This window comes from Streptococcus oralis subsp. dentisani, from assembly GCF_002860905.1.
Lineage (GTDB): Bacteria > Bacillota > Bacilli > Lactobacillales > Streptococcaceae > Streptococcus > Streptococcus oralis_BA.
Window position 1 is genome coordinate 1 of record NZ_PKIG01000002.1, and the last position, 17,322, is coordinate 17,322.

A 17,322-nucleotide genomic window follows, 5' to 3' on the forward strand; every position below is an offset into this window, starting at 1 on the left:
TGTCATAGTGAGCCTCATTTCTAACTCAAACGTCTCATACTTAATTCCACCATAAAAATCCGTTTTAGACTAATTTCCACTTTGGTCAGGCAAGTGGAAGTTACTTTGAGAAATTACCATGAGCAGAAACTTTTCAAAAAAATAACTTTTTATCTTGACAGGAGCTAGAAAACTTGGTATCATATAAAAGTTGAGAAAAGCAGAAGTGAGAGCTTCTCGCCTTGTGACATTAAGTTGCCTGGCCCTACGGATGAAAAGTTTCTAAGAAACGCTATCATAACGTGCGGGCTTGTATATTTACGAGTCCGCTATTGTTTTTCTCTAATAAAACAAAAGAGGTGAAAACCATAGCAAAGCAAGACTTATTCATCAATGATGAGATTCGTGTACGTGAAGTTCGCTTGATTGGTCTTGAAGGAGAACAGCTAGGCATCAAGCCACTCAGTGAAGCGCAAGCTTTGGCTGATAACGCTAATGTTGACCTAGTATTGATTCAACCCCAAGCCAAACCACCTGTTGCAAAAATTATGGACTACGGTAAGTTCAAATTTGAGTACCAGAAGAAGCAAAAAGAACAACGTAAAAAACAAAGTGTTGTTACTGTGAAAGAAGTTCGTCTAAGTCCAACTATTGACAAGGGTGACTTTGATACAAAACTTCGCAATGCACGCAAATTCCTTGAAAAAGGAAATAAAGTTAAGGTATCTATTCGCTTTAAGGGTCGTATGATTACCCATAAAGAGATTGGTGCAAAAGTTTTAGCCGAGTTTGCTGAAGTAACTCAAGATATTGCCATCATCGAACAACGTGCTAAAATGGATGGACGTCAAATGTTCATGCAATTGGCGCCAGCGACTGACAAAAAATAATTGTCAGAAAGTTAAATAAAGGAGAAAAAATCATGCCAAAACAAAAAACACACCGCGCATCAGCTAAACGTTTCAAACGTACAGGTTCTGGTGGACTTAAACGTTTCCGTGCTTACACTTCTCACCGTTTCCACGGAAAAACTAAGAAACAACGTCGTCATCTTCGTAAAGCATCTATGGTGCATTCAGGAGATTACAAACGTATCAAAGCAATGCTTACTCGCTTGAAATAATAGCCTAACAGTAAGTAAACAATTCTAGGAAATATTTGGAGGAAATAAAACATGGCACGTGTTAAAGGTGGCGTTGTATCACGCAAACGTCGTAAACGTATTCTTAAATTAGCAAAAGGTTACTATGGAGCTAAACACATCTTGTTCCGTACTGCAAAAGAACAAGTAATGAACTCTTACTACTATGCATACCGTGACCGTCGTCAGAAAAAACGTGACTTCCGCAAATTGTGGATCACTCGTATCAACGCGGCAGCTCGTATGAACGGACTTTCATACTCACAATTGATGCATGGTTTGAAATTGGCTGAGATCGAAGTTAACCGTAAAATGCTTGCTGACTTGGCTGTTAACGATGCAGCAGCTTTCACAGCTCTTGCAGATGCAGCGAAAGCAAAACTTGGTAAATAATAACAGATAGACTGGAACAGGATTGTCCCAGTCTTTTTAAAAATAAAGGAGAAAAATATGGCTTCAAAAATGCTACATACTTGCTTGCGAGTAGAAAATCTTGAAAAATCAATTGCATTTTATCAAGATGCTTTTGGATTTAAAGAATTGCGTCGCAGAGATTTTCCAGACCATGCCTTCACGATTGTCTATCTAGGGCTTGAGGGTGACGATTATGAGTTGGAGTTGACTTATAACTACGATCACGGTCCTTATGTGGTTGGAGATGGGTTTGCCCATATCGCCCTCAGTACACCTGATCTTGAGGCGCTTCATCAAGAGCACAGTGCCAAAGGATATGAAGTGACTGAGCCAAATGGCCTACCAGGAACTGCACCTAACTATTACTTTGTCAAAGACCCTGATGGCTACAAGATCGAAGTCATTCGTGAAAAATAATCTCGTGAAGTCAAGTAGAATGTTCGTTTTCTACTTGACTTTTTTTGGTTGAAAGAGTATACTAATAAAAATTTAACCTTTAAGGGGAGTCCAGAGAGACTCACAAGGTGTCAGATAAAAGAATAGTGCAATTTTCTAGAGGAGACTTTTTGAGTGTGCTCTCTTGTCTTGTACGATTTTAACTGAGGCCTTGCACTAGCAAGGTCTTTTCTTTGTCTGGTCCCCTTAAAATTTAAGGAGGAAAAGTCATGAATCCCACATGTAAGAAACGTTTGGGTGCAATTCGTTTGGAAACCATGAAGGTGGTAGCACAGGAAGAAATCGCGCCAGCAATCTTTGAATTAGTCCTAGAAGGGGAAATGGTTGAAGCTATGCGGGCAGGCCAATTTCTTCATCTGCGTGTGCCTGATGATGCCCATCTTTTGCGTCGTCCTATTTCAATTTCGTCTATTGATAAGGTAAAGAAGCAGTGTCATCTCATTTATAGGATTGAGGGAGCTGGGACAGCTATTTTTTCAACCTTAAGTCAGGGAGATACTCTTGATGTGATGGGACCTCAGGGGAATGGATTTGACTTGTCTGATCTGGATGAGCAGAGCCAGATTCTCTTAGTTGGAGGGGGGATTGGTGTACCTCCTTTACTTGAGGTGGCCAAGGAATTGCATGCGCGTGGAGTAAAAGTAGTGACAGTCCTTGGTTTTGCTAATAAGGATGCTGTTATTTTAGAGACGGAATTAGCTCAATATGGTCAGGTCTTTGTAACGACAGATGATGGTTCTTATGGTATTAAGGGAAATGTTTCCGTTGTTATCAAGGATTTAGACAATCAATTTGATGCTGTTTACTCATGTGGGGCTCCAGGAATGATGAAGTATATCAATCAAACTTTTTATGACCACCCAAGAGCCTATCTATCTCTGGAATCTCGTATGGCTTGTGGGATGGGGGCCTGCTATGCCTGTGTCTTAAAAGTGCCAGAAAGCGAGACGGTTAGCCAACGTGTCTGTGAAGATGGCCCTGTTTTCCGCACAGGAACAGTTGTATTATAAGGAGAAAATTATGACTAGAAATCGTTTACAAGTTTCTCTACCTGGCTTGGACTTGAAAAACCCCATTATTCCAGCATCAGGCTGTTTTGGTTTTGGACAAGAGTATGCCAAGTACTATGATTTAGACCTTTTGGGTTCTATTATGATCAAGGCGACAACTCTTGAACCCCGTTTTGGAAATCCAACTCCAAGGGTGGCAGAGACACCCGCTGGTATGCTTAATGCAATCGGTTTGCAAAATCCTGGTTTGGAAGTTGTTTTGGCTGAAAAGTTACCTTGGCTGGAAAGAGAATATCCAAATCTTCCTATTATTGCCAATGTGGCTGGTTTTTCAAAACAAGAGTATGCGGCTGTTTCTCATGGTATTTCCAAGGCAGCTAATGTAAAGGCAATTGAGCTCAATATCTCTTGTCCTAACGTAGATCATTGCAATCACGGACTCTTGATTGGTCAAGATCCTGATCTGGCTTATGATGTGGTGAAAGCGGCTGTGGAAGCCTCTGATGTGCCAGTTTATGTCAAATTAACTCCTAGTGTGACCGATATCGTCACTGTCGCAAAAGCTGCAGAAGATGCGGGAGCAAGTGGCTTAACCATGATCAATACTCTAGTTGGAATGCGCTTTGACCTCAAAACCAGAAAACCAATCTTGGCCAATGGAACAGGTGGAATGTCTGGTCCAGCAGTATTTCCAGTAGCCCTCAAACTCATTCGCCAAGTAGCTCAAACAACAGACTTGCCTATCATTGGAATGGGGGGAGTGGATTCGGCAGAAGCTGCCCTAGAAATGTATCTGGCTGGAGCATCTGCCATTGGAGTTGGAACAGCCAACTTTACCAATCCTTATGCCTGCCCTGATATCATCGAAAATTTACCAAAAGTCATGGATAAATATGGTATTAGCAGTCTAGAAAATCTCCGCAAGGAAGTAAAAGAGTCTCTGAGGTAAACTGCAATCAATCTGTTCTTGATTTTTTATCAGTTTGTAATGTTTATTATAGAGAATTTTGATACAATAAAAAAGAACAGAGGAAGAAGGTTAATGAAGAAAGTAAGATTTATTTTTTTAGCCCTACTATTTTTCTTAGCTAGTCCAGAGGGTGTAATGGCCAGTGATGGTACTTGGCAAGGAAAACAATACCTGAAAGCAGACGGCAGTCAAGCAGCCAATGAGTGGATTTTTGATGCTCATTATCAATCTTGGTTTTATATAAAAGCAGATGCCAACTATGCTGAAAATGAATGGCTGAAACAAGGTGATGATTATTTTTACCTCAAATCTGGTGGCTATATGGCCAAGTTAGAATGGGTAGAAGACAAGGGAGCCTTCTACTATCTTGACCAAAATGGAAAGATGAAAAGAAATTCCTGGGTAGGAACTTCCTATGTTGGTGCAACAGGTGCCAAAGTAATAGAAGACTGGGTATTTGATTCTCAATACGACGCTTGGTTTTATATAAAAGCAGATGGACAGCACGCAGAGAAAGAATGGCTCCAAATCAAAGGGAAGGACTATTATTTCAAATCCGGTGGTTATTTACTGACAAGTCAGTGGATTGACCAGGCTTATGTGAATGCTAGTGGTGCCAAAGTACAGAAAGGTTGGCTTTTTGATGCTCACTATCAATCTTGGTTTTATATCAAAGAAAATGGAAATCATGCTGATAAAGAATAGATTTTCGAAAATGGTCACTATTATTATCTAAAATCCGGTGGCTACATGGCGAAAAATGAGACAGTAGATGGTTATCAGCTCGGAAGCGATGGTAAATGGCTTGGAGAAAAAACTACAAACGAAAATGCTGCTTACTATCAAGTAGTGCCTGTCACAGCAAATATTTATAATGCAGATGGTGAAAAGCTGTCCTATATATCGCAAGGTAGTGTTGTTTGGATAGATAAGGATAGAAAAAGTGATGACAAGCGCTTGGCTATTACTATTTCTGGTTTGTCAGGCTATATGAAAACAGAAGATTTACAAGCGCTAGATGCTAGTAAGGATTTTATCCCTTATTATGAGAGTGATGGACATCGTTTTTATCACTATGTGGCTCAGAATGCTAGTATCCCAGTATCTGCTCATCTTTCTGATATGGAAGTAGGCAAGAAATATTATTCGGCAGATGGCCTGCATTTTGATGGTTTTAACCTTGAAAATCCCTTCCTTTTTAAAGAATTGACAGAGGCTACAAACTATAGTGCTGAAGACTTGGATAAGGTATTTAGTCTGCTAAATATTAATAATAGTCTCTTGGAGAACAAGGGAGCTACCTTTAAGGAAGCCGAAGAACATTACCATATCAATGCCCTCTATCTCCTTGCTCATAGTGCCTTAGAAAGCGACTGGGGAAGAAGTAAGATTGCCAAAGATAAGAATAATTTTTTTGGAATTACAGCCTATGATACGACCCCTTACCTTTCTGCCAAGACATTTGATGATGTGGATAAAGGAATTTTAGGTGCAAGCAAGTGGATTAAGGAAAATTATATCGATAGGGGCAAAACTTTCCTTGGAAACAAGGCGTCTGGTATTAATGTGGAATATGCCTCAGACCCTTATTGGGGTGAAAAAATTGCTAGTGTGATGATGAAAATCAATGAGAAATTAGGTGGCAAAGATTAGTCCTATAATTGATACTCTTCGAAAATCTCTTCAAACCACGTCAGCGTCGCATTGGATTATATATGGTTACTGACTTTGTCAGTTCTATCTGCAACCTCAAAACAGTGTTTTGAGCTGACTTCGTCAGTCTTATCTACAACCTCAAAGCAGTGCTTTGAGCAGCTTGTGGCTAGCTTCCTAGTTTGCTCTTTGATTTTCATTGAGTATGAATATGATTTGAGTGAATAGTATGTTAAAAATCCTGATTTTAAGTAAAATCAGGATTTTTTCATGGATGCAATTTTTTCTGAATCTGGTGTGACACGGAGGGTCTTTTGTCCTGTGTAAGTGACAAAGCCGGGTTTTCCACCAGTTGGTTTATTGAGTTTTTTGACTTCAATCATATCCACCTGCACCAGATTCGACAGGCGCCCTTGAGAGAAGTAGGCAGCTAACTCTGCTGCGTCTGTTTTGACTTCATCAGATGGGTCAAGATTGCCTGAAATGACAACGTGGCTTCCAGGAATGTCCTTGGCATGGAACCAAAGTTCCTCCTTGCGGGCCATTTTAAAGGTTAGTTCTTCATTTTGTAGGTTATTACGACCGACATAGATAATGGTTTTGCCATCACTAGCTAGATACTGTTCTGGTTTTTTGCGTTTCTGGATTTTCTCTCGCTGTTTTCTACGGATAAAGCCTGTTTGGATTAATTCTTCACGGATTTCAGCGATTTCTTCCAGCCCAGCTTGGTTGAGGACGGTTTCCACACTTTCCAGATAAAGAATAGTTGCCTTGGTTTCTTCAATCAGATCAGTCAAGTATTTGACAGCTTCTTTGAGTTTCTGATACCGTTTAAAATAGCGTTGGGCATTCTGGTTGGGAGTCAAGGCCTTATCAAGCGCAATCGTGATAGGTTGGTTGGTATAGTAGTTTTCTAGGATAACCTGGTCTTGGTCATTGGGAACTTGGTGGAGGAAGGTTGTCAGCAATTCTCCTTTTTGACGAAATTCTTCAGCGTTGTCTGTCGCTAGTAACTCTTTTTCTTGTTTTTTGAGTTTGTGGCGGTTTTTCTGAAGTTCATTTTCAACACGACGAATGAGTTCACTGGCTTGCTGTTTGACACGGTCGCGCTCAGCCTTATCCTTATAGTAGGTGTCCAACAAATCAGAAAGATTTGCAAAAGGATCTCCCACTTGATTTGCAAAAGGAACTGGGCTGAAGGAAGTCTCAGTCAAGCATGGCTTGGTTTCTTGATTGAAAAAGGTACGGAAAGTAGATAGTTTATCACTAACCAGAATGTTTTCCAATTCATTTGCCGTATCGCGTCCCAGACCTTGAAAGAAGTTTTGAAGGTTCTTAGCTGTTATTTCCTGAGTTTGCAGGATTTCAAAGAGCTTTTCATCCTTGATCGTAAAAGGATGAAGAGATTCCGTACTTGGCGGAGCGATATAGGTCGACCCAGGAAGCAAGGTGCGGTAGCTATTTTGTGAAAAGCCAACATGTTTAATGACTTCGAGAATTTTATGACTGCTTTTATCAACCAGTAGAATATTACTGTGTTTCCCCATGATTTCGATAATCAAGGTAGCCTGAATATGGTCTCCAATCTCGTTTTTATTAGAAACTGTAATTTCCACAATACGGTCATTTTCCACTTGCTCAATTGATTCAATCAGGGCGCCCTGCAAATACTTTCTCAAAACCATGATAAAGGTGGAAGGTTGAGCTGGATTTTCAAAAGTCGTTTGGGTCAGCTGAATGCGTCCAAAAACTGGATGGGCAGAAAGGAGCAGGCGATGGCTTTGGCGATTGCTGCGGATTTGCAAGACCAACTCTTGTTCAAAAGGTTGATTGATTTTCTGGATGCGACCGTTCACTAACTCTCTTCGCAATTCCTCAACCATGTGGTGTAAAAAAAATCCGTCAAATGACATCGTTCTCTCCTTGTGATTGTATTCCATAGTATTATATCAAAAAGGTAGAATAAAATCATGGAAATGTGGTATAATAAAGCCAAGTAAAGAGAAACGAGAAGCACATGTATATTGAAATGGTAGATGAAACTGGTCAAGTTTCAAAAGAAATGTTGCAACAAACCCAAGAAATTTTGGAATTTGCAGCCCAAAAATTAGGAAAAGAAGACAAGGAAATGGCAGTCACTTTTGTGACCAATGAGCGTAGTCATGAACTCAATCTGGAGTACCGTGACACAGACCGTCCGACAGATGTCATCAGCCTTGAATATAAGCCAGAGTTGGAAATTGCCTTTGACGAAGAGGATTTACTTGAAAATCCAGAATTGGCAGAGATGATGTCTGAGTTTGATGCCTATATTGGGGAACTGTTCATCTCTATCGATAAGGCTCATGAGCAGGCCGAGGAATACGGTCACAGCTTTGAACGTGAGATGGGCTTCTTGGCAGTACACGGATTTTTACATATCAACGGCTATGATCACTACACTCCGGAAGAAGAAGCGGAGATGTTCGGTTTACAAGAAGAAATTTTGACAGCCTATGGACTCACAAGACAATAAACGAAAATGGAAAAATCGTGACCTGATATCCAGTTTAGAATTTGCCCTCACAGGGATTTTTACTGCTATCAAGGAAGAACGAAATATGCGAAAACATGCAGTGACGGCTCTTGTCGTCATTCTTGCAGGCTTTGTTTTTCAGGTGTCACGAATCGAATGGCTATTTCTCCTATTGAGCATTTTCTTGGTAGTAGCCTTTGAAATTATCAACTCTGCTATTGAAAATGTGGTGGATTTGGCCAGTCACTATCACTTTTCCATGCTGGCTAAAAATGCCAAGGATATGGCGGCTGGCGCGGTATTAGTGGTCTCTCTTTTCGCAGCCTTAACAGGCGCATTGATTTTTCTCCCACGAATCTGGGATTTATTATTTTAAACAGTAAGAGGAAATTATGACTTTTAAATCAGGCTTTGTAGCCATTTTAGGACGTCCCAACGTTGGGAAGTCAACTTTTTTAAATCACGTTATGGGGCAAAAGATTGCTATTATGAGTGACAAGGCGCAGACAACGCGCAACAAAATTATGGGAATTTACACGACTGATAAGGAGCAAATTGTCTTTATCGACACACCAGGGATTCACAAGCCTAAAACAGCTCTTGGAGATTTCATGGTTGAGTCTGCCTACAGCACCCTTCGTGAAGTGGATACAGTTCTATTTATGGTACCTGCGGATGAGGCGCGTGGTAAGGGAGACGATATGATTATCGATCGTCTCAAGGCTGCTAAGGTTCCTGTTATTCTGGTGGTGAACAAGATTGATAAGGTTCATCCAGATCAGCTTTTGTCTCAGATTGATGATTTCCGTAACCAAATGGACTTTAAGGAAATTGTACCAATCTCAGCTCTTCAAGGAAATAACGTCTCTCGTCTAGTGGATATTTTGAGTGAAAATCTGGACGAAGGTTTCCAATATTTCCCGTCTGATCAAATCACAGACCATCCAGAACGATTCTTGGTTTCAGAAATGGTTCGCGAGAAAGTCTTGCATCTAACTCGTGAAGAGATTCCTCACTCAGTTGCTGTGGTTGTTGACTCTATGAAACGAGATGAAGAGACAGACAAGGTTCACATTCGTGCAACTATCATGGTCGAGCGCGATAGCCAAAAAGGGATTATCATCGGTAAAGGTGGCGCTATGCTTAAGAAAATTGGTAGCATGGCCCGTCGTGATATTGAACTTATGCTAGGGGACAAGGTTTTCCTAGAAACTTGGGTCAAGGTTAAGAAAAACTGGCGAGATAAGAAGCTAGATTTGGCTGACTTTGGCTATAATGAAAAAGAATACTAAGTAGAGGTGGGCTCATGCCTGCTTCTTGTTTTTACAGAAGGAGGACTTATGCCTGAATTACCTGAGGTTGAAACCGTTCGTCGTGGCCTAGAAAAATTGATTCTGGGTAAGAAGATTTCGAGTGTAGAAATTCGCTATCCCAAGATGATTAAGACAGATTTGGACGAGTTTCAAAAGGAAGTGCCTGGTCAAGTTGTTGAGTCAACAGGACGCCGTGGAAAATATTTGCTTTTCTACCTGACAGACAAGATCTTGATTTCCCATTTGCGCATGGAGGGCAAGTATTTTTACTATCCAGACCAGGTTCCTGAACGCAAACATGCCCATGTTTTCTTTCAGTTTGAGGACGGTGGAACCCTTGTTTATGAGGATGTACGCAAGTTTGGGACTATGGAACTCTTGTCTCCTGACCTTTTGGAAGCCTACTTTATTTCTAAAAAATTAGGTCCTGAACCAAGCGAGCAAGACTTTGATTTGCAGGTCTTTCAAGCTGCCCTAGCCAAGTCCAAAAAGCCTATCAAATCCCATCTCCTAGACCAGACTTTGGTAGCTGGCCTTGGCAATATTTATGTGGATGAGGTTCTCTGGCGAGCTCAGGTTCATCCAGCCAGACCTTCCCAGACTTTGACAGCAGAAGAAGCTACTGCCATTCATGACCAGACCATTGCTGTTTTGGGACAGGCTGTTGAAAAAGGTGGTTCCACCATTCGGACCTATACCAACGCTTTTGGTGAAGATGGAACCATGCAGGATTTTCATCAGGTCTATGACAAGGCTGGTCAAGAATGTGTACGCTGTGGCACCATCATTGAAAAAATCCAACTAGGCGGACGAGGAACTCACTTTTGTCCAAACTGTCAAAGGAGGGGCTGATGGGAAAAATCATTGGAATCACTGGGGGAATTGCCTCTGGTAAGTCAACTGTGACAAATTTTCTAAGAAAGCAAGGTTTTCAAGTAGTGGATGCCGACGCGGTTGTCCACCAACTACAGAAACCTGGTGGTCGTCTGTTTGAGGCTCTAGACCAGCACTTTGGGCAAGAAATCATTCTAGAAAATGGAGAACTCAATCGCCCTCTCCTAGCTAGTCTCATCTTTTCAAATCCTGAAGAACGTGAATGGTCGAAGCAAATCCAAGGAGAGATTATCCGTGAGGAACTAGCTACATTAAGAGACCAATTGGCTCAGACAGAAGAGATTTTCTTCATGGATATTCCCCTACTTTTTGAGCAGGACTACAGTGCTTGGTTTGATGAGACTTGGTTGGTCTATGTGGATAGAGATGTCCAAGTAGAACGCTTAATGAAAAGGGACCACTTGTCCAAAGATGAAGCTGAGTTTCGTCTGGTAGCCCAGTGGCCTTCAGAGAAAAAGAAAGATTTGGCCAGCCATGTTTTAAACAACAATGGAAATCAGGACCAGCTTCTTACTCAGGTGTTCTCCCTGCTTGAGGGAGGTAAGCAAGATGACAGAGATTAACTGGAAGGATAATCTGCGCATTGCCTGGTTTGGTAATTTTCTGACAGGAGCCAGTATTTCCTTAGTTGTGCCTTTTATGCCTATCTTTGTGGAAAGTCTGGGTGTAGGGGGAGAGCAAGTTGCTTTTTATGCAGGCTTAGCTATTTCTGTCTCTGCTATTTCTGCGGCGCTTTTCTCTCCTATCTGGGGCATCCTTGCTGATAAATACGGTCGAAAACCCATGATGATTCGGGCTGGCCTGGCCATGACTATCACTATGGGAGGCTTGGCCTTTGTCCCAAATATCTATTGGTTAATCTTTCTTCGTTTACTAAACGGTGTATTTGCTGGTTTTGTTCCCAATGCAACGGCCCTGATAGCCAGTCAGGTTCCCAAGGAGAAATCAGGAACTGCCTTAGGTACTTTGTCTACAGGCGTAGTTGCAGGTACTCTAACTGGTCCCTTTATTGGTGGCTTTATCGCAGAATTATTTGGCATTCGTACTGTTTTCTTACTGGTTGGTAGTTTTCTATTCTTAGCTGCTGTTTTGACTATTTGCTTTATCAAGGAAGATTTTCAACCAGTAGCCAAGGAAAAGGCCATTCCAACAAAGGAATTGTTTACCTCAGTTAAATATCCCTATCTTTTGGTCAATCTCTTTCTAACCAGTTTTGTCATCCAATTTTCAGCCCAATCAATCGGCCCTATCTTAGCTTTGTATGTGCGCGACTTAGGCCAGACAGAGAATCTTCTTTTTGTATCTGGTTTGATTGTATCCAGTATGGGCTTTTCCAGTATGATGAGTGCAGGAGTCATGGGAAAGCTAGGTGATAAGGTGGGCAACCATCGCCTCTTGGTTGTAGCCCAGTTTTATTCAGTTATCATCTATCTCCTCTGTGCCAATGCCTCTAGTCCGCTTCAACTAGGACTCTATCGTTTCCTCTTTGGCTTGGGAACTGGTGCCTTGATTCCCGGGGTTAATGCCCTTCTCAGCAAGATGACGCCCAAAGCTGGTATTTCGAGGGTCTTTGCCTTTAATCAGGTATTCTTTTATCTGGGCGGTGTCGTTGGTCCCATGGCAGGTTCTGCAGTAGCAGGTCAATTTGGCTACCATGCAGTCTTCTATGCGACAAGCCTTTGTGTTGCCTTTAGTTGTCTCTTTAACCTTCTTCAATTTCGAACATTATTAAAAGTAAAGGAAATCTAGTGCGAGTAAAAATTAATCTCAAATGCTCCTCTTGTGGCAGTATCAATTACCTAACCAGTAAAAATTCAAAAACCCATCCAGACAAGATCGAGGTTTTAAAGTATTGTCCCAAGGAAAGAAAAGTAACCCTACATCTTGAATCTAAGTAGATTTTATGGTAAAATAATAGGGATTTTAAGGAGTTTGATATGTATAACCTATTATTAACCATTTTATTAGTATTATCTGTTGTGATTGTGATTGCGATTTTCATGCAACCAACCAAAAACCAATCCAGCAATGTATTTGATGCCAGCTCAGGTGATTTGTTTGAACGCAGTAAAGCACGCGGTTTTGAAGCTGTAATGCAGCGTTTGACAGGGATTTTAGTCTTTTTCTGGCTAGCCATTGCCTTAGCATTGACGGTATTATCAAGTAGATAAGAAAATAATGGGCAGGACTAGGTCTTTGCCTCTTTTTATTTTTAAAAGATATTTGAGAAGGTTTTGCAGTAAAAGAAAATTAAAAAATCTAGAAAGAAAATATGAAAGATAGAATAAAAGAATATTTGCAAGATAAGGGAAAGGTGACTGTCAATGACTTGGCTCAGGCTTTGGGAAAAGACAAGTCCAAGGATTTTCGTGAGTTGATTAAAACCTTGTCCTTAATGGAAAGAAAGCACCAGATTCGCTTTGAAGAAGATGGCAGTCTGACCTTGGAAGCCAAGAAAAAACATGAGATTACCCTCAAGGGAATTTTTCATGCCCATAAAAATGGCTTTGGTTTTGTCAGCCTAGAAGGCGAGGAGGACGACCTTTTTGTAGGAAAAAACGATGTTAACTACGCCATTGATGGCGATACCGTTGAGGTCGTCATCAAGAAAGTCGCTGACCGCAATAAGGGAACAGCAGCGGAAGCAAAAATTATCGATATCTTAGAACACAGTTTGACAACTGTTGTCGGTCAAATCGTTCTTGATCAGGAAAAGCCTAAGTATGCAGGCTACATCCGTTCGAAAAATCAGAAAATCAGTCAACCGATTTATGTTAAGAAACCAGCCCTTAAACTGGAGGGAACCGAAGTTCTCAAGGTCTTTATCGATAAATACCCAAGCAAGAAACATGATTTCTTTGTCGCAAGTGTTCTCGATGTGGTGGGGCATTCAACGGATGTTGGAATTGATGTCCTTGAGGTTTTGGAGTCTATGGACATTGTATCCGAGTTTCCAGAAGCTGTTGTCAAGGAAGCAGAAAGTGTTCCTGATGCTCCGTCTCAAAAGGATATGGAAGGCCGTCTGGATTTGAGGGATGAAATTACCTTTACCATTGACGGTGCGGATGCCAAGGACTTGGACGATGCAGTGCATATCAAGGCTCTGAAAAATGGCAATCTGGAGCTGGGGGTTCACATCGCCGATGTTTCCTATTATGTGACTGAGGGTTCAGCTCTTGACAAGGAAGCCCTTAATCGTGCGACTTCTGTTTATGTGACAGACCGCGTGGTGCCAATGCTTCCAGAGCGTTTGTCAAATGGCATCTGCTCTCTCAATCCTCAAGTTGACCGCCTGACCCAATCTGCCATTATGGAGATTGATAAACATGGTCGTGTAGTCAACTACACCATCACACAAACGGTTATCAAGACAAGCTTCCGTATGACCTATAGTGATGTCAATGATATCCTAGCTGGCGACGAGGAAAAGCGGCAAGACTATCAGAAAATTGTTCCTAGTATCGAACTTATGGCCAAGCTTCATGAAACTTTAGAAAACATGCGTGTGAAACGTGGAGCCCTCAATTTTGATACCAATGAAGCTAAGATTTTAGTGGATAAGCAAGGTAAGCCTGTTGATATCGTTCTTCGTCAGCGTGGTGTTGCCGAGCGCATGATTGAGTCCTTTATGTTGATGGCTAACGAAACAGTGGCTGAGCACTTTAGCAAGCTGGATTTGCCTTTTATTTATCGTATCCATGAGGAGCCAAAGGCTGAAAAGGTTCAGAAGTTTATTGATTATGCTTCGAGCTTTGGCTTGCGAATTTATGGAACTGCCAGTGAGATTAGCCAGGAGGCCCTCCAAGACATCATGCGTACTGTTGAGGGAGAACCTTATGCAGATGTATTGTCCATGATGCTTCTTCGCTCTATGCAGCAGGCTCGCTATTCGGAGCACAATCACGGCCACTATGGACTAGCTGCTGACTATTATACTCACTTTACTAGTCCGATTCGTCGTTATCCAGACCTTCTTGTTCACCGTATGATTCGTGATTATGGCCGTTCTAAGGAAATAGCAGAGCATTTTGAGCAAGTGATTCCAGAGATTGCGACCCAGTCTTCCAACCGTGAACGTCGTGCCATTGAGGCTGAGCGTGAAGTCGAAGCTATGAAAAAGGCTGAATATATGGAAGAATACGTGGGTGACGAGTACGATGCTGTTGTATCAAGTATTGTCAAATTCGGTCTCTTTGTCGAATTGCCAAACACAGTTGAAGGCTTGATTCACATCACTAATCTACCTGAATTTTATCATTTCAATGAACGTGATTTGACTCTTCGTGGAGAGAAATCAGGAACAACCTTCCGTGTAGGTCAGCAAATCCGTATCCGAGTTGAAAGAGCTGACAAGATGACGGGTGAAATTGATTTCTCATATATCCCAAGTGAGTTTGATGTGATCGAAAAAGGGTTGAAACAGTCTAGTCGTAGTGACAGAGGACGTGGTTCAAATCGTCGTTCAGATAAGAAGGAAGACAAAAGAAAATCAGGACGCTCAAATGATAAGCGCAAGCATTCACAAAAAGACAAGAAGAAAAAAGGAAAGAAACCTTTTTATAAGGAAGTAGCTAAGAAAGGAGCCAAGCATGGCAAAGGGCGAGGGAAAGGTCGTTGCACAAAATAAAAAGGCACGCCACGACTATACAATCGTAGATACGCTAGAAGCAGGGATGGTCCTGACTGGGACTGAAATCAAGAGTGTGCGAGCTGCTCGAATCAATCTCAAGGATGGTTTTGCCCAAGTAAAAAATGGGGAAGTCTGGTTGAGCAATGTTCATATCGCACCTTATGAAGAGGGCAATATCTGGAACCAAGAACCAGAACGTCGTCGAAAACTCTTACTCCATAAGAAGCAAATCCAAAAGTTGGAACAAGAGACCAAAGGAACAGGAATGACCCTGGTTCCCCTTAAAGTCTATATCAAAGATGGTTATGCCAAGCTCCTTTTAGGTTTAGCTAAAGGGAAGCATGACTATGATAAACGGGAGTCTATCAAACGACGTGAGCAGAATCGCGATATTGCGCGTGTGATGAAAGCAGTCAACCAACGATAAAAAGAGGAATGAAAATGGAAAAACTAGTTGCCTATAAACGCATGCCTTTGTGGACTAAAGAAACCATGCCAGAGGCTGTTCAGCAGAAACACAATACCAAGGTTGGGACTTGGGGCAAGATTACTGTTCTAAAAGGAACTCTCAAGTTTATTGAGTTGACCGAAGAAGGGGAAGTTCTAGCTGAACACCTATTTGAAGCAGGGGCTGACAATCCCATGGCACAACCACAAGCCTGGCACCGAGTGGAGGCTGTAACAGACGATGTAGAATGGTATTTAGAATTTTATTGTAAACCTGAGGATTATTTCCCTAAAAAATACAATACCAATCCGGTTCATTCAGAGGTCCTAGAGGCAATGCAGACAGTAAAACCAGGGAAAGCCTTGGATTTGGGCTGTGGTCAAGGCCGTAATGCACTCTTTCTAGCCCAGCAAGGTTTTGATGTGACAGCTGTAGATCAAAATGAACTGGCCCTTGAAATCTTGCAAAGCATTGTGGAGCAAGAAGATTTGGATATGCCTGTTGGTCTTTACGATATCAATTCAGCTAGCATTGGACAAGCGTATGATTTTATCGTATCGACGGTGGTGCTGATGTTTCTGCAAGCAGACCGCATTCCTGCAATTATCAAAAATATGCAGGAGCATACCACGGTCGGTGGTTATAATCTTATCGTTTGTGCTATGGACACGGAGGATTATCCTTGCTCTGTGAACTTCCCATTTACCTTTAAAGAAGGGGAATTGGCAGACTATTACAAGGACTGGGAATTGGTTAAGTACAATGAAAATCCAGGCCATTTGCACCGTCGCGATGAGAATGGCAATCGTATTCAACTACGCTTTGCGACCATGCTAGCTAAGAAAATAAAGTAAATAAGAATGAAGATTAGGAAATTTCCTGATCTTTTTTCTTTTTTTACGAATAATATAGAAAAGGAGGGAAATCATGTTTGTTGCGAGAGATGCTAGAGGAGAATTGGTAAATGTGTTAGAGGATAAGCTTGAGAAGGAAGAATACACCTGCCCAGCTTGTGGAGGTAAGCTCCGTTTGCGGCAAGGAGCAAGTGTCCGGACCCATTTTGCCCACAAAACCTTAAAAGACTGTGATTTTTCCTCTGAAAATGAAAGTCCAGAACACCTGGCAAATAAAGAATCCCTTTATCACTGGTTGAAAACAGAGGCTGAGGTGCAATTAGAATACCTGCTTCCAGAGCTTAAACAGATTGCGGATGTATTTGTAAATGGTCATCTTGCTCTAGAAGTTCAGTGTAGTCCCTTGCCTCAAAAAGTTCTTAAAGAGCGTAGCGAGGGTTATCGTAGTCAGGGTTACCAAGTACTGTGGTTGCTGGGAGAAAAACTGTGGCTCAAGGAGCGTTTGACCCGTCTGCAACAAGGTTTTCTTTATTTCAGTCAAAACATGGGATTTTATATTTGGGAATTGGACAAGAAAAAACAGGTTTTAAGGCTTAAATATCTCATACACCAGGATCTTCGAGGCAAACTCCATTATCAAATCAAGGAATTTCCCTATGGCCAAGATAGTCTACTGGAGATATTACGTTTTCCCTATAAGAAACAAAAAATATCTCATTTTACAGTTTCTGAGGATAAGGACATCTGTAGCTATATTCAGCAACAACTCTATTATCAAAATCCTATTTGGATGAAAGAACAAGCAGAAGCCTATCAAAAGGGGGAAAATCTCCTGACTTATGGGCTAAAAGAATGGTATCCACAAATTCGACCATTAGTAGGTGAGTTTTGCCAAATTGAGAAGGACTTAACCAGCTATTATCAGTATTTTCAAACCTATTACAAAGAAAATCCTCAAAATGATTGGCAAAAGCTTTATCCACCAGCCTTTTATCAGCAATATTTCTTGAAAAATATGGTAAAATAGAAAGGATGGAGGAATCTA

Annotated in this window: 19 protein-coding genes, 1 pseudogene and 1 other annotated feature; of the genes and pseudogenes, 19 read left to right on the forward strand and 1 reads right to left on the reverse strand. The window is 41.4% G+C overall.

All coding sequences use genetic code 11. The features are described from left to right. Positions 1-191: 191 nt before the first annotated feature. Positions 192-323, forward strand: a sequence feature (ribosomal protein L20 leader region). Between the two features lie 15 nt (positions 324-338). The 7 genes and pseudogenes from infC (at position 339) to CYK16_RS03060 (ending at position 5,623) form a co-directional block, all read left to right on the forward strand. Continuing rightward, on the forward strand, positions 339-869 hold the full coding sequence (infC, locus tag CYK16_RS03030) for a translation initiation factor IF-3 (protein ID WP_180948737.1): 531 nt from the start codon (positions 339-341) through the stop codon (positions 867-869). Between the two features lie 32 nt (positions 870-901). Further along, a complete protein-coding gene (rpmI, locus tag CYK16_RS03035) occupies positions 902-1,102 on the forward strand; it encodes a 50S ribosomal protein L35 (RefSeq protein WP_001125943.1) in 201 nt (66 codons plus the stop codon). A gap of 51 nt (positions 1,103-1,153) precedes the next feature. Then, the gene (gene rplT, locus CYK16_RS03040; protein ID WP_000124834.1) at positions 1,154-1,513 is read left to right on the forward strand and encodes a 50S ribosomal protein L20; all 360 of its coding nucleotides are present in this window, start codon (positions 1,154-1,156) and stop codon (positions 1,511-1,513) included. 57 nt (positions 1,514-1,570) lie between these two features. Then, positions 1,571-1,951 (forward strand): lactoylglutathione lyase, encoded by a 381-nt coding sequence (gloA, locus tag CYK16_RS03045; protein WP_060805662.1) that lies wholly within the window; start codon positions 1,571-1,573, stop codon positions 1,949-1,951. Positions 1,952-2,199: 248 nt separating this feature from the next. Then, complete coding sequence (locus tag CYK16_RS03050; protein WP_004254684.1) at positions 2,200-3,000, forward strand: dihydroorotate dehydrogenase electron transfer subunit; 801 nt, start codon at positions 2,200-2,202, stop codon at positions 2,998-3,000. Then, a complete protein-coding gene (locus CYK16_RS03055; RefSeq protein ID WP_161800610.1) occupies positions 2,963-3,949 on the forward strand; it encodes a dihydroorotate dehydrogenase in 987 nt (328 codons plus the stop codon). Before CYK16_RS03050 ends, CYK16_RS03055 begins: the two co-directional genes overlap by 38 nt. 93 nt (positions 3,950-4,042) lie before the next feature. Beyond that, positions 4,043-5,623: pseudogene (locus CYK16_RS03060) on the forward strand (N-acetylglucosaminidase). A gap of 257 nt (positions 5,624-5,880) precedes the next feature. Here CYK16_RS03060 and pavA read toward each other — a convergent pair. Beyond that, positions 5,881-7,536 carry an Rqc2 family fibronectin-binding protein PavA gene (gene pavA / locus CYK16_RS03065; RefSeq protein ID WP_060805663.1) on the reverse strand — a complete coding sequence of 552 codons (1,656 nt, stop codon included), beginning with the start codon at positions 7,534-7,536 and terminating at the stop codon, positions 5,881-5,883. Positions 7,537-7,640: 104 nt separating this feature from the next. Here pavA and ybeY point away from each other — a divergent pair, with 104 nt between their 5' ends. The 12 genes from ybeY (at position 7,641) to CYK16_RS03125 (ending at position 17,304) form a co-directional block, all read left to right on the forward strand. Continuing rightward, positions 7,641-8,138, forward strand: coding sequence for an rRNA maturation RNase YbeY (gene ybeY, locus CYK16_RS03070; protein WP_000275156.1), 498 nt, complete (start codon positions 7,641-7,643; stop codon positions 8,136-8,138). Further along, on the forward strand, positions 8,119-8,514 hold the full coding sequence (locus tag CYK16_RS03075; RefSeq protein WP_000378166.1) for a diacylglycerol kinase family protein: 396 nt from the start codon (positions 8,119-8,121) through the stop codon (positions 8,512-8,514). Before ybeY ends, CYK16_RS03075 begins: the two co-directional genes overlap by 20 nt. Positions 8,515-8,530: 16 nt before the next feature. Next, complete coding sequence (era, locus tag CYK16_RS03080; RefSeq protein WP_060805664.1) at positions 8,531-9,430, forward strand: GTPase Era; 900 nt, start codon at positions 8,531-8,533, stop codon at positions 9,428-9,430. 48 nt (positions 9,431-9,478) lie between these two features. Next, the gene (gene mutM / locus CYK16_RS03085) at positions 9,479-10,303 is read left to right on the forward strand and encodes a DNA-formamidopyrimidine glycosylase (RefSeq protein ID WP_060805665.1); all 825 of its coding nucleotides are present in this window, start codon (positions 9,479-9,481) and stop codon (positions 10,301-10,303) included. Beyond that, positions 10,303-10,908 carry a dephospho-CoA kinase gene (coaE, locus tag CYK16_RS03090; RefSeq protein WP_060805666.1) on the forward strand — a complete coding sequence of 202 codons (606 nt, stop codon included), beginning with the start codon at positions 10,303-10,305 and terminating at the stop codon, positions 10,906-10,908. Before mutM ends, coaE begins: the two co-directional genes overlap by 1 nt. Beyond that, positions 10,895-12,094: a multidrug efflux MFS transporter gene (locus tag CYK16_RS03095; protein ID WP_060805667.1), complete on the forward strand. Its 1,200-nt coding sequence runs from the start codon at positions 10,895-10,897 to the stop codon at positions 12,092-12,094. The genes coaE and CYK16_RS03095 overlap by 14 nt, the downstream gene beginning before the upstream one ends. Next, on the forward strand, positions 12,094-12,243 hold the full coding sequence (rpmG, locus tag CYK16_RS03100) for a 50S ribosomal protein L33 (RefSeq protein WP_001809104.1): 150 nt from the start codon (positions 12,094-12,096) through the stop codon (positions 12,241-12,243). The genes CYK16_RS03095 and rpmG overlap by 1 nt, the downstream gene beginning before the upstream one ends. Positions 12,244-12,282: 39 nt before the next feature. Further along, positions 12,283-12,516, forward strand: a complete 234-nt coding sequence (secG, locus tag CYK16_RS03105) for a preprotein translocase subunit SecG (protein ID WP_000282517.1) — start codon at positions 12,283-12,285, stop codon at positions 12,514-12,516. Between the two features lie 101 nt (positions 12,517-12,617). After that, positions 12,618-14,972, forward strand: coding sequence for a ribonuclease R (rnr, locus tag CYK16_RS03110; protein ID WP_060805668.1), 2,355 nt, complete (start codon positions 12,618-12,620; stop codon positions 14,970-14,972). Further along, positions 14,935-15,402, forward strand: coding sequence for an SsrA-binding protein SmpB (gene smpB / locus CYK16_RS03115; protein ID WP_001051750.1), 468 nt, complete (start codon positions 14,935-14,937; stop codon positions 15,400-15,402). Before rnr ends, smpB begins: the two co-directional genes overlap by 38 nt. Before the next feature lie 14 nt (positions 15,403-15,416). Continuing rightward, positions 15,417-16,277 carry an SAM-dependent methyltransferase TehB gene (tehB, locus tag CYK16_RS03120; RefSeq protein WP_060805669.1) on the forward strand — a complete coding sequence of 287 codons (861 nt, stop codon included), beginning with the start codon at positions 15,417-15,419 and terminating at the stop codon, positions 16,275-16,277. 73 nt (positions 16,278-16,350) lie between these two features. After that, entirely contained in the window at positions 16,351-17,304 is a 954-nt protein-coding gene (locus CYK16_RS03125) for a competence protein CoiA (protein WP_060805670.1), read from the forward strand. The last annotated feature ends 18 nt before the right edge of the window (positions 17,305-17,322 follow it).

Excerpts from the sequence above, each read along its gene's own strand:
- rpmI (WP_001125943.1), top strand. The coding sequence starts at position 902 with ATGCCAAAACAAAAAACACACCGCGCATCAGCTAAACGTTTCAAACGT.
- rplT (WP_000124834.1), top strand. The coding sequence starts at position 1,154 with ATGGCACGTGTTAAAGGTGGCGTTGTATCACGCAAACGTCGTAAACGT.
- gloA (WP_060805662.1), top strand. The coding sequence starts at position 1,571 with ATGGCTTCAAAAATGCTACATACTTGCTTGCGAGTAGAAAATCTTGAA.
- CYK16_RS03050 (WP_004254684.1), top strand. The coding sequence starts at position 2,200 with ATGAATCCCACATGTAAGAAACGTTTGGGTGCAATTCGTTTGGAAACC.
- CYK16_RS03055 (WP_161800610.1), top strand. The coding sequence starts at position 2,963 with ATGGCCCTGTTTTCCGCACAGGAACAGTTGTATTATAAGGAGAAAATT.
- pavA (WP_060805663.1), bottom strand. The coding sequence starts at position 7,536 with ATGTCATTTGACGGATTTTTTTTACACCACATGGTTGAGGAATTGCGA.
- ybeY (WP_000275156.1), top strand. The coding sequence starts at position 7,641 with ATGTATATTGAAATGGTAGATGAAACTGGTCAAGTTTCAAAAGAAATG.
- CYK16_RS03075 (WP_000378166.1), top strand. The coding sequence starts at position 8,119 with ATGGACTCACAAGACAATAAACGAAAATGGAAAAATCGTGACCTGATA.
- era (WP_060805664.1), top strand. The coding sequence starts at position 8,531 with ATGACTTTTAAATCAGGCTTTGTAGCCATTTTAGGACGTCCCAACGTT.
- mutM (WP_060805665.1), top strand. The coding sequence starts at position 9,479 with ATGCCTGAATTACCTGAGGTTGAAACCGTTCGTCGTGGCCTAGAAAAA.
- coaE (WP_060805666.1), top strand. The coding sequence starts at position 10,303 with ATGGGAAAAATCATTGGAATCACTGGGGGAATTGCCTCTGGTAAGTCA.
- CYK16_RS03095 (WP_060805667.1), top strand. The coding sequence starts at position 10,895 with ATGACAGAGATTAACTGGAAGGATAATCTGCGCATTGCCTGGTTTGGT.
- secG (WP_000282517.1), top strand. The coding sequence starts at position 12,283 with ATGTATAACCTATTATTAACCATTTTATTAGTATTATCTGTTGTGATT.
- rnr (WP_060805668.1), top strand. The coding sequence starts at position 12,618 with ATGAAAGATAGAATAAAAGAATATTTGCAAGATAAGGGAAAGGTGACT.
- smpB (WP_001051750.1), top strand. The coding sequence starts at position 14,935 with ATGGCAAAGGGCGAGGGAAAGGTCGTTGCACAAAATAAAAAGGCACGC.
- tehB (WP_060805669.1), top strand. The coding sequence starts at position 15,417 with ATGGAAAAACTAGTTGCCTATAAACGCATGCCTTTGTGGACTAAAGAA.
- CYK16_RS03125 (WP_060805670.1), top strand. The coding sequence starts at position 16,351 with ATGTTTGTTGCGAGAGATGCTAGAGGAGAATTGGTAAATGTGTTAGAG.